Raw genomic sequence first — 11,086 nt, 5'->3', positions numbered from 1 at the left:
AACGGAAACCGCCCGGAACGAGCAGCCGGGCCAGCATCGCGAGCATCAGCACGTCACCGAGCGGATAGGCGATGGAGATCGCCTTCTCCGTCCAGCTCATGTCCTCGCTCCTGGCGAGCGGGGTGATGAGGTTGACCCAGGAGAGCAGCGCGAGGCCCGACGTGAGGATCAGCGCGTCGAGGACGACGCCGAGGTCGCGTCCGACGGCCCGGTAGCGGATGAAACCGAACAGGCCGACGGCGAACAGCGGGTAGGTGACCAGGTACAGCGCGTCGGCGATGGACGGAAAGGGTCTGGTCTGCCCGAAGAACGCCTCCAGGGCGTTGTAGGCGGTGTCGCCGCCCACGAACGCGAGGTTGGCGCCGGCGAGCACCAGCCAGGGCCAGCGGCGGGCGGGTTGGTGCACACGGACCCCGACGAGCATCGCCGCGACCCCGCTCAGCCCGATGAGCGCCCACAGCACGGTGTGCCGTTCGGGGAACTCCAGGTACGCGACGGTCAGGATCGCCACGGCCAGCAGGTACAGCAGGGTCCATCTGCGCAGCGCCCCGGCCTTGATGGGAGGCCGGTCGGGCTGACCCAGCGGCACGTCGACCGCCCCCTTGTCGGGTCGGACGCGTCGAGAGCGCCCTGGTCGCGGATACGGACCCCGTACGGTGTCCATTCTCCGGGGCCCCGGGGGCCCCTGCATCTCGGCGGCCGGGCGGCACCGGCGGGGACCCCCTTACGAGGAGGCGCGGACCACGAGTTCGGTGGGGAGCATCCGGCGGGGTTGCTCGTCGGGGCCGCTGGGGTCGGTGATCTCCTGGAGGAGTACGCGGGCCATGGCGCGGCCCATCTCCTCGATGGGCTGGCGGACGCTGGTCAGCGGCGGGTCCATGTGCCGGGCGACGGCGGAGTCGTCGACGCCGACGAGGGCGACGTCCTCGGGGACGCGGCGGCCGGCCTCGCGCAGGACGGCCCGTGCGCCGGCGGCCATCACGTCGGAGGCGGCGAAGACGGCGTCCAGGTCCGGCCTGCGGTCCAGGAGTCGGCGCATGGCGCGGCGGCCGCCCTCCTCGGTGAAGTCGCCGGTGGCGACGAGGCCGGCGTCGGGGGTGAGCCCGGCCTCGGTCAGGCCCTCGTGGTAGCCGTCGAGGCGGCAGCGGGCCACGTACATGTCGAGGGGTCCGGTGATGGTGGCGATGGCGCGCCGGCCGCGGGCGGCCAGGTGGCCGACGGCGGTCCGGCCGGCGCCGGTGTTGTCGGAGTCGACGAAGGCGACGCGCTCGTCCTCGGTGCGGCGGCCGTTGAGCACGGCGGGCAGGCCGAGGGCCCTGACCTGGTCGGGCAGCGGGTCGGCGGCGTGCACGGAGACGAGGAGGACGCCGTCGACGCGCTGCGCGGCGAGGTACTGCTCGAAGCGCTGCCGCTCCTGCTCGCTGCGGATCAGGGTGAGGAGCAACTGCTTGTCGGCGTCGGCGAGTTCGCTGCTGACCCCGCGGATGATGTCGAGGAAGTACGGCTCCGCGAACAGCCGGGCCTCGGTCTCGGGGATGACGAGGGCGACGGCGTCGGTCCGGCTGCCGGCGAGTGCCCGGGCGGCCCGGTTGGGGACGTAGCCGAGTTCGGCGACGGCCTGCTCGACGGCGGCCTTGGCCTGTTCGCTCACCTTCGGCGAGCCGTTGATGACCCGGGAGACCGTGCCGCGGCCGACTCCGGCCCTGGCCGCGACCTCCTCCAGGGTGGGCCTGCCGGTCTGCCGTCCGCTCGCCGCCATGTGCCGCTTCTCCCCTCGGGCCGCCGCCCCGCCTGCGTGTGCACGCGAACCTATCAGGCGGGGCGGCACGGGCCCGGACGGCCGGGAAACGGCTCAGGCGCCGGTCGGAGCCAGCTCGGCCATGGCGCCCCAGCCCTGCTGCGGCACCTCGACGTTGATGATCTCGGGGGTGGTGGCGATGGCTCCCGCCATGGCGGCGAGACCGGCCGTGAAGTGCGCGGAGGCGACGTGCGCGGCGCCCGCCTCGGCGTCGGCGAAGGCTTCGAGGAGGACGTAGACGTTCGGGTCGTCGACGCTGCGGGACCAGTCGAAGAAGAGGTTGCCGGGCTCCTCGCGGGTGGCGCGGGTGAAGTCGGCGACCAGGTCGAGCCAGCGGTCGGCGTGGTCGGGGCGGGCGGTGAAACGCACGGCGATGAAGATCATGCGTCCACTCTGCGGGAGCCCGGCCGGCTCGGCAGCCCGGGCGGGTCAGGATTCCGGCAGGGCCGGAAAGCCGGGCACGGCCCGTACGAGCGCGGCCCTCAGGTCGGCCTGCCGGCGCCCGAAGTCGGCGGTGGGCAGGGACACCGACAGGGCGTGCACGATTCCGTCGCCGCGCTCCGGCAGCGCCACGGCGAGACAGGTGTACGCCGGGTCCGCCTCGCCCACCGACACGGCGAAGCCCTGGTCGCGCACCCGGGCGGCCTCGGCCTCGAAGCGTTCGGCGCTGGTGATCGTCCGCTCGGTGAAACGGGCCATGCCGTGCTCCGCCAGATAGCGGCGGCGCAGCGGGCGCGGCAGCGCGGCGAGCAGCGCCTTGCCGTGGGCGGTGGCGTGCGCGCGGTCCTCGGGACCCGGCACGAAGGGGTGGGTCACATCGGTGATGGGTGCGGTGGTGTCGACGACGGTGATCCGTCCGTCGCGGTAGGCCGTGTGGTACGCCTCCGCGCCGGTGGCCCGCCGCAGCCGGCCGAGCAGTTCGCCGGTGCCCGCGCCGAGCCCGTGGTGCCGCTGGTGGGAGCGGTACAGGGCCGGGACGCGGGGCCCGGGGGCGTACCCCTCGGCGGTCCGGACGAGGTAGCCGCGGGCGAGCAGCGGCCCGGTGAGGTGGTAGACGGTCGAGAGGGCGCAGCCGAGGCGCCGCGCCAGCGCCTTCGCCGCCACGGGCCGGTCCGCGTCGGCGACCGCGTCGAGGACGGCGAGGGCGCGGTCGACGGACTGGGGCCCCTGGCTGGGGCTCGGGGTGACGGCCATCGCCCCAGCTTAGGCGTTGCCGGTCGGGCGGCGGCGGGCTCGTCGACGGAGGGCCGGGTGTCTCGCTGACGGGGGTCGGGTCGGGTGTCTCGTTCGACGGAGGTCGGGGCGGGTCTCTCGTCGAGGGGGTCGGGTCGGGTGTCTCGTTCGAGGGGGGGCGGGTGTGTGGTGTCGGACACGTCGTCGGCGGTCGGGTGGGTGTCGTCGGACACGTCGACGCCGTCGGGCGGGTGGCGGCGGACAGCTCGGCGGCGGGCTCGGCGGTGCCGGTCCGGTGGGTGGCCGCGGACTCGTCGGCGCAGGTCGCGCGGGTGGCGGCAGGCTCGTCGGCGCAGGTCGCGTCAGTGGCGGCAGGCTCGTCGGCGGCGGCCCGTCCAGCGGGGATCGGCGACGCTCCGCACGCGCGTCGACCCGCTCCGTATCGCCACGGATCAGAGGGAGCTTATATGCATAAAACACCCTTTCGGCGTACCGTCGTGGAGATCCCCCTTCCTCGACGCCACGGGAGAGCGTGTGCCCCGCTCCAGGAACGACCATGTCCCGACGCCCCACCAGGGGCGCAGCCCCCGCCTCCGCACGGCGGCGATCGCGGCGGGTGTGGTCGCCGTCGCCGCGGGAGGCCTGTACGTGGCGGGACTCGTCGCCGCCGGGGACGACATATCCGCCGGCACCCGGGTCGGCGGCGTCGACATCGGCGGCATGAGCCGCGCAGAGGCGCGGGCCAGGCTCGCGGACCAGGCGCCGGCCTCGTGGACCGCGCCGATACCCGTCAAGGTCGGCGACAGCGCGTCCACGGTCGCGCCCGCCACCGCGGGGCTGACCGTGGACGTGGCGAAGACCGCCGACCTGGCCGCCGACCCGGCCAGGGACCCGATCACCGTGATCGGCCGGCTGTTCTCCTCAGGCGAGCGGGACATCCGCCCCGTCCTCGCCTACGACGAGGGCAAGGCGAAGGCCGCCGTGGCCGAGATCGCGAAGAAGAACGACCGGCAGGTCCGCGAGGGATCGGTCGCCTTCCGCGACGGCAAGGCCGTCGCGACCCCGTCGGTGACGGGGCAGAAGATCGACACCGGCCGCGCCGTGGAGACCCTGCGCGCGGCCTACCCCGCCGCGACGGGCGCCTCCGCGGTGAACCTGCCCGTCTCCGTGACCGAGCCGAAGCTCCCCGCCGCCGAGGTGTCGCGCTTCCTCGACACGTACGCGAAGCCCGCCGTGTCCGGTCCGGTGACGCTCACCGCGGGTGCCGAGCGGCTCCGCATCTCCCCCGCCACGCTCGGCGACCACCTCACCGTGCGGAACGAGGGCGGCCGGCTCACCGCCGACCTCGACCCGGAGGCGCTGCTGCGCGATCCCGACGTGGCGCGGCCGCTCGCCGCGCTGACGGGCGCGCCGGTGGAGGCCACCCTCGGGGTGCGGGACGGCAGGGTCGTCGTCGAGTCGGAGGGCCGGCCGGGCCACGAGGTGACCGCGAAGGCCCTCGGCGACGCCGTCCGCCCGCTGCTCGCCAAGAGCGGCGCGGCGGCCCGTACGGCTCCGGTGGCCACCACGGTCACCCAGCCCGAGCTGACCGCGGATTCGCTGGCCCGACTCGGCATCACCGAGCAGATGTCGACGTTCACCGTGAACTTCCCCGCGGCTCCCTACCGGACGACGAACATCGGCCGCGCGGCCGAGCTCATCAACGGTTCGCTCGTGCAGCCCGGCGAGGTGTGGAGCTTCAACAAGACCGTCGGCGAGCGCACCCCGGACAACGGCTTCGTCGACGGCACGATGATCCTCGACGGCCAGTACCGGTCGGCCCCCGGCGGCGGTGTGTCGGCCATGGCCACCACCGTCTTCAACGCCATGTTCTTCGCCGGGGTGAAGCCCGTCGAGTACGGCGCCCACTCCTTCTACATCGAGCGCTACCCGGCCGGCCGCGAGGCCACGGTCGCCTGGGGCAGCCTGGACCTGAAGTTCCGCAACGACACGGGCAAGCCGATCTACATCCAGGCCGGCGCGACGGACTCCTCGGTCACCGTGAGCTTCCTCGGGACGAAGAAGTACGACTCCGTGGAGGCGGTCGCCGGACCGCGCACCAACCTCACGGAGCCCACGAAGCGCGAGGGCACCGGCGAGGCCTGCGTGCCGCAGCCGCCGCTCGAAGGGTTCGACATCTCGGTGGACCGGGTCTTCAAGAACGGCGGCACCGAGGTGAAGCGCGAGACGTTCAAGACCCACTACACCCCGCGCGACGAGGTCACGTGCGAGGTGACCAAGGACTGACCGCCCGGGGACGTCGGCGGAAAGCCCGGGTGACGCCCGGACGGAGCCGCCGCCGGCCCGGGACGCGCACCTCCGGAAGGGTGTCTTCCCGCAGCGCCGGGGCATCACTTCGGAGCGGCCCGTCAGCCCCTTCCGACGGACCCGCCCCGTGCGACCCGTCGGAGGCAGGCCTTGGCACAGCGCAGCGACCCCTTCGAACGGCTCCTCGACGACGCCGTGCGCGCGGGCGTCACCCCCGGCGCGGCCTGGGCCGCGGGCGACGCCCTCACCACCCGGTCGTACGGGGCGGTCGGGCTGCTCGACCCGGCGCACCCGGGTGAACCGATGCGCGCCGACACCCTCTTCGACGTGGCGAGCCTCACCAAGATCCTCGCGGTGTGGGCCGTCACCGGCACCCTCGTCGACGCCGGGAAGCTGGACCTGTCCGCCCCGCTCGGCTCGTACTGGCCCGAGGCCGCCGGCCGGCCCGCCGCCGGGGTCACGGCGCACGACCTGCTCACCCACACCGCGGGCCTGCCGCTGCGCGCCAACCTCCGCCACCTGTACGGCTCCGACCCGCAGGACGTCCGGGACGGCGTCCTCGCCGAACCGCTGCGGCACCGGCCGGGCGAGGCCGTCGCCTACACGGACCGGGCCGCGCTGATCCTCGGCTACCTCGCCGAGCACCTCACCCGGCAGCCGCTCCCCCGGCTCGCGCGGAAGCGGATCTGGGACCCGCTCGCCATGGCGGAGACCCGGTTCGGGCCGCTGGACGCCGCGGCGCGGGAGCGGTGCGCGCCCACCGAGTACGACGAGGAGAGCGGCACCCGGCTGAAGGGCACCGTCCACGACTTCTCGGCCCGGCTCCTCGGCGGCGCCTGCGGGATCGCGGGGGTCTTCACGACCACCGCCGACATCGGCCGGTTCCTGCGCCATCTGCTCACCCCGGTGCCCGGCGTCTTCTCCGCCGACTGGACGGCCGCCTCACTGCGCGTCCGCACGGGCCCGCTCGTCCCGCCGCGCGGGCTCTTCTGGCATCCGGCGCCTGGCACGGAACCCGAGGACGACGTCTGGGCCCACTTCGGCTTCACGGGTACGGCCCTGTGGGTGTCGCCGACCCGGGGCCGCTGGGCCGTCCTGCTCACCAACCGCCTCTACCTCACCCGCGACCCGGGCCCGCTGGCCCGGGTCCGGGACGTCTTCCGGGGCCTCGCCTTCCCCTGACCGCCCCTCCCCCGCCCCACCCCCGTCCCCGCCGGGAAATGAGGTGCTCGCGCGCACGCCGCTCTGCCACGCTGCACCCCGGCTGGACGATCTTTGACGGGTTCGACGCGTACGGAGTGCACATCGATGCGATTCACCTTGGAAGGGCCGGTTCTGGAAGGCGCGTTCGTGCGCCTGGAGCCGCTGGGGCACCACCACGCCGCGGGACTCGCCGACGCCGCGGAGGAGGAGCGCGACTCGTACGGCTTCACGTGGGTGCCGCGTCGGCAGGAGGTCGGGGCGTACATCGACACGCAGCTCGGCCGCGCCGCCGACAACAGGCTCGCCCCCTACGTCCAGGTGGACGTGGCGACCGGCCGGGTCGTCGGCGCCACCTCGTTCTGGGAGCCGCGCCCGTGGCCCGACGGAGAGGGGCTCTGCGCGATCGAGGTCGGCTTCACCTGGCTCGCCGCCTCCGCCCAGGGCACCGGCATCAACGCCGAGGCCAAGTACCTGCTGTTCCGGCACGCGTTCGAGACCTGGCGAGTGGCCCGGGTGGACCTCAAGACCGACGCCCGCAACGCCCGCTCGCGCGCCGCCATCGAGAGCGTCGGCGCGACCTTCGAGGGCGTCCTGCGGAACTCGGCCCGCTCGTGGGCCCCGGGCGAGGACGGCCGACTGCGCGACTCCGCCGTCTTCTCGATCATCACGGAGGAGTGGCCCGACCGCCGCGCCGCCCTGGAGCGCCGTCTCGCCGACATCCGGGAACGCCGTGCGGCGGCAGCCGTCCCCGACCCGGCCTGACGGCCCGGGACACCGCCCGGGACGGACCGCCGGGCCACCCGGGCGGGCGCGACCCGAGCGTCCCGGGGCGTCCCGCGTGCTCCGGGACGGCTGTTGGAGGCTCGTTGGCGATCCGTTGATCCGCGGTTGGAGCCCGGTTCGACAATCGTCGGAGGCGAGTTCGACGCACAACCGGAGGAGCAGGCCATGAAGACGGACAGCGACACGCAGCGCAGGGCCGGCGAGCGGAACCCGTGGGACCGGCTGGCCGAGGACATGCGGCGGATCAAGGAGAACTCCGAGCTCAGCTACGCGGGCCTGGCGCAGCGCACCCACTACAGCCGCTCCTCGTGGGAGCGGTTCCTCAACCAGAAGCAGCAGCCGACCCGCCTGGTCATCGAGCAGTTCGCCCGCGCCGCCGGACACGACCCCGAACCCCTCCTCGCCCAGCTGGACCTGTGCCTGCTGGACCCCGGACCCTGCGGCCCCTGCTCCCCGACCTCCACCGCACCGGAACACGCCCCCGAGCACGCTCCGTTCCCCCGGACGGCACCGCCCACCCGGCTCGCCCCCGCGGACCTCCGCACGCTCGCCCTGGCCTCGGCGGCCGGAATGCTGATCGGCACCGTCCTCACCGCCGCGGTGGCGCGGGCCGCCTCGTCGGGAACGCGATGAACACCGCCTGCCGGGCGACCGGGCCCCGCTGAGCCTGCGGCCGGGGTGCGCGCGGACGGCCCTGGCCTCGACCGCTGCCGCGTCGCACCGCACGCCGCCTAGAGGCGGCGTCCGCCCGACGTCCCCGAGGTGCAGGGCGTGTCGGGTACGGCGGGGCCGGGGCGGGTGGCCTGTAGGGCGTGGATCGTCTCGGGGAGGGCGGAGAGGCCGGCGAGGCACTCTTCGATCCGTCGGGTCAGGTGGTGCTTGCGGGCGAGTTCGAGGCAGGTTTCCCAGGTGTCGCGGGCGGCGGCCCATTCGCCGAAGTGGTGGTGGGCCCGGGCGGTGAAGACGAGGCAGTCGGCCGTGCCGCCGAGGTCCTTCATGCGGTGCCGGATGCCGAGCGCCTCGGCGAGGGCCGTGAACGCCTCGTCGCGGCGCCCGAGGGCGCGGAGGACGTCCGCGTGGTTCGTCAGGGCGGTGGCCAGGAACACCCAGTGGCCGGTGCCCCTCAGCAGCTCGATGACCCGCCGGTAGTCGGCGGCCGCCAGGTCGACCTCGCCGCGCAGTTTGCGGACGTCGGCGATCCTGCTGAGCAGCAGCGCCTCCCCGCGCGTGTTGCCGGTGGCGTGGTAGAGGTCGCGGGAGAGTTCGGCGTGCACGAGTGCCTGCTCGGCGTCCTCGATCTGGATGTACAGCGAGGCGATGTTGCCGAGGATGGACGCCTGGGCGTCCCGGTCGCCGCGGGCCGTGAAGAGCTCCAGGGCGATGCGCAGGTGCTCCAGGCAGGCGTCGTTGCGGAAGGCCATGCCGTGGGCGACGGCCATCCGCCGGTGCAGCCAGGCCTGGCCGAGCGTGTCGTCGTGGGCGCGGGCGATGTCCATCGCCTGGGCGAGGCAGGCGTCCCACTCCCTGGTCCACCAGTGGGTACTGGCGTAGCCGAACAGCCCCACGGCGAGCCGCCAGGCCATGTCGGAGCGGCCGGCCTCCCCGGCGTGGTCGAGGGCGTCCCGGATGGCCGGGAGTTCCCTCGCGGCCCAGCGGATGGCCTCGTCGTCGTCGGCGAACACGGGCAGCGACAGGGGCGTGCCGGCCTCGCCGTCGAGCGGCGGCGGGGACTGCGTCTCCCTGGTGGCCGTGCGGGTCGCCTCGGCGAGGGCCGCGACGTACCAGGCGATCAGCCGCAGGACGGCCGCGGTGCGTTCGTCCTCCGGGTCCTCCTCGTCGCCGCGCTGGGACGCGTACTCGCCGAGGAGGTCGTGGAGCACGTACCGGTCGGGCTCCGGGTTGAGGACGAGGTGGGCGTCGGCCAGGACGTCGAGGACGGCGGCGGCCCGGGCCTCGGTGAGGTCGAGCAGGGCCGCGGCGGACTGCGGGGTGACGGGGTGCGCCGACCACACCCGGCCCAGGATCCGGAAGGCGCGGGCGGCCTCGCGCTCCAGCGGGCGGTGGCTGTCGCGCATGGCCACGTAGCTCATGGCGAAGGTCCGCTGGACGTCGAAGGTCCCCATGGAGAGGGTTTCCAGGCGCCCCTGGTGGGGGGTCAGCCGGCGGGCCAGGAGCGCGAGGGGCCAGTGGGGCCGGGAGGCGAGCCGGCCGCCGACGATGTGCAGGGCGAGCGGCAGGCCTCCGCAGGCGGCCATGATGTCGGCCAGGGCCTCGGGCTCGCTGCGTACCCGGTCGGCGCCGGCCAGCTTGGCGAGCAGCGCGTGCTGGTCGGCCGGTGACAGCGGGGACAGCGGGACGCTGACGGAGTCCGGCAGGTCGGCGAGGAGCTGGCGGCTGGTGATCAGCGCGGCGCTCGGTCCGCCGGCCGGGAGGAGCGGTGCCACGTGGGCGGCGTCGCGCGCGTTGTCGAGGACCAGGAGGACGCGGCGCTCGGCGAGGGCCGTCCGGAACAGCAGGGCCCGGTCGTCGGTGTCGTCGGGCAGTGCCTCGTGGCGCACGCCCAGGTCGGAGAGGAAGCGGGCGAGCAGCTCGTGGGCCGTGCGGGCGCCGTGGCTGCAGTACCCCCGCAGGTCGGCGTAGAGGGCGCCGTCCGGGAACTCCTCGCGGAGCCGGTACGCCACGTGGACGGCGAGGGCAGTCTTGCCGACGCCGCCCATGCCGGAGATCACGACGGGTCGGACGTACACGGGCCGGGACGGGTGTCCCTGGCGGGGTATCGGGACCGCGGTCGGTACGGGGCTCCGCGGCGCCCCACCGATCGCGGGCGAGCCAGCGCCGCGGGCGGCCTCGCCGTTCCCGTTCTCCGCAGGGCTCGCGGACGGTTCGCGGCCCCTGGTGTCGTCCACGCCGAGCAGCGACCGGACGAGGGCCACCTCGGCCTCCCGGCCGGTGAACGCTCCTCCCTCGCAGGGAAGTTGGAACGGTGGTCGGGGCGGTTCGGCGGCCGCCGACGGGGCCGGCCCGGTTTCGGGGCGGGGCGCCGGCTCTCCCGCCAGGAGTTCCCGGTGGGCCTGCTGGACGACGGCGCCCGGTTCCGTGCCGAGCTCGTCGACCAGGCTCCGGCGCAGCCGCTGGAACGTGGAGAAGGCCTCGGCCTGGCGGCCGGACCGGTGCAAGGCCTGTATGAGCAGTCCGTGGAACTCCTCCCGCAGCGGGTGCTCGGCCGCCAGGGTGGTGAGCGGGCCGACGGCCTCGTGGTGCAGACCGAGGCGGAGTTCGGCGTCGAAGTTCCACTCCAGGGCCTGGAGGCGCGCCTCCGCGAGCCGGTGGATCCGGAGGACGGGCGCCTCCGCGCCGGAGAAGGGCGCCAGGTCCGCCAGGGGCGTGCCGCGCCACAGCGGAAGGGCGAGCGCGGTCTGCCGCCGGACCTCCTCCCAGTCCTCCCGCCGGTGCGCGTCGTGCACGGCCCTGACCCGCTCCTCGAAGACGTCGGCGTCCAGCTCGCCGTCGTGGACGAGCAGCCGGTAGCCGGGCGCCACCGTCTGCAGGCGCTCCTCGGCGCCGCCGTCCGCGGCGGACAGGACCCTGCGGAGCCGGGTGAGGTGGTTGGCGAGGGCGGCGTCGGCGCTGGCGGGCACGGCCGCGCCCCAGAGCGCCTCCTTGAGGGCGTCACGGGACACCGTGCGGTTTGCCTGGAGCAGCAGGGCGGCGAGCAGGACGCGGACCTTCGGGCCGCTCACCGGTCGCGCCTCCGTCCCGTCGTGGACGACGAGCGATCCCAGCACCCCGAACTTCACGACCACCGTGCCCCCGCATCAGTAG

General features: G+C 74.7%; 8 protein-coding genes. 4 read left to right on the top strand and 4 right to left on the bottom strand.

The window, feature by feature from the left end; translation table 11 throughout:
- Window positions 1–724 precede the first annotated feature (724 nt).
- The 3 genes from MRBLMG1_RS04420 to MRBLMG1_RS04410 form a co-directional block, all read right to left on the bottom strand.
- Entirely contained in the window at window positions 725–1,759 is a 1,035-nt protein-coding gene (locus MRBLMG1_RS04420; protein WP_367820899.1) for a LacI family DNA-binding transcriptional regulator, read from the bottom strand.
- Window positions 1,760–1,852: 93 nt separating this feature from the next.
- The gene (locus MRBLMG1_RS04415) at window positions 1,853–2,182 is read right to left on the bottom strand and encodes a putative quinol monooxygenase (RefSeq protein ID WP_367820897.1); all 330 of its coding nucleotides are present in this window, start codon (window positions 2,180–2,182) and stop codon (window positions 1,853–1,855) included.
- A 45-nt stretch (window positions 2,183–2,227) separates the two neighbouring features.
- Complete coding sequence (locus MRBLMG1_RS04410; protein WP_367820895.1) at window positions 2,228–2,992, bottom strand: IclR family transcriptional regulator; 765 nt, start codon at window positions 2,990–2,992, stop codon at window positions 2,228–2,230.
- Window positions 2,993–3,505: 513 nt separating this feature from the next.
- Between MRBLMG1_RS04410 and MRBLMG1_RS04405 the strand changes: the two genes are divergently transcribed.
- From MRBLMG1_RS04405 to MRBLMG1_RS04390, 4 genes are all read left to right on the top strand, one after another.
- Window positions 3,506–5,257: a VanW family protein gene (locus MRBLMG1_RS04405; protein WP_367820893.1), complete on the top strand. Its 1,752-nt coding sequence runs from the start codon at window positions 3,506–3,508 to the stop codon at window positions 5,255–5,257.
- A gap of 171 nt (window positions 5,258–5,428) precedes the next feature.
- Window positions 5,429–6,460, top strand: a complete 1,032-nt coding sequence (locus MRBLMG1_RS04400) for a serine hydrolase domain-containing protein (protein ID WP_367820891.1) — start codon at window positions 5,429–5,431, stop codon at window positions 6,458–6,460.
- 126 nt (window positions 6,461–6,586) lie between these two features.
- The gene (locus MRBLMG1_RS04395; RefSeq protein WP_367820890.1) at window positions 6,587–7,243 is read left to right on the top strand and encodes a GNAT family N-acetyltransferase; all 657 of its coding nucleotides are present in this window, start codon (window positions 6,587–6,589) and stop codon (window positions 7,241–7,243) included.
- 186 nt (window positions 7,244–7,429) lie between these two features.
- Window positions 7,430–7,897: a helix-turn-helix domain-containing protein gene (locus tag MRBLMG1_RS04390; protein WP_367820888.1), complete on the top strand. Its 468-nt coding sequence runs from the start codon at window positions 7,430–7,432 to the stop codon at window positions 7,895–7,897.
- A 98-nt stretch (window positions 7,898–7,995) separates the two neighbouring features.
- Here the strand turns inward: MRBLMG1_RS04390 and MRBLMG1_RS04385 are convergent, their stop codons facing one another.
- A complete protein-coding gene (locus MRBLMG1_RS04385; protein ID WP_367820886.1) occupies window positions 7,996–11,061 on the bottom strand; it encodes an AfsR/SARP family transcriptional regulator in 3,066 nt (1,021 codons plus the stop codon).
- Window positions 11,062–11,086: the final 25 nt, after the last annotated feature.

Source organism: Streptomyces sp. LMG1-1-1.1 (genome assembly GCF_040815545.1).
Classification (GTDB): domain Bacteria; phylum Actinomycetota; class Actinomycetes; order Streptomycetales; family Streptomycetaceae; genus Streptomyces.
This window is presented reverse-complemented; position numbering and strand designations above follow the sequence as displayed.

What these genes read in the sequence shown, in the direction of transcription:
- MRBLMG1_RS04410 (WP_367820895.1), bottom strand. Translation starts at nt 2,992, where the DNA reads ATGGCCGTCACCCCGAGCCCCAGCCAGGGGCCCCAGTCCGTCGACCGC.
- MRBLMG1_RS04420 (WP_367820899.1), bottom strand. Translation starts at nt 1,759, where the DNA reads ATGGCGGCGAGCGGACGGCAGACCGGCAGGCCCACCCTGGAGGAGGTC.
- MRBLMG1_RS04390 (WP_367820888.1), top strand. Translation starts at nt 7,430, where the DNA reads ATGAAGACGGACAGCGACACGCAGCGCAGGGCCGGCGAGCGGAACCCG.
- MRBLMG1_RS04395 (WP_367820890.1), top strand. Translation starts at nt 6,587, where the DNA reads ATGCGATTCACCTTGGAAGGGCCGGTTCTGGAAGGCGCGTTCGTGCGC.
- MRBLMG1_RS04415 (WP_367820897.1), bottom strand. Translation starts at nt 2,182, where the DNA reads ATGATCTTCATCGCCGTGCGTTTCACCGCCCGCCCCGACCACGCCGAC.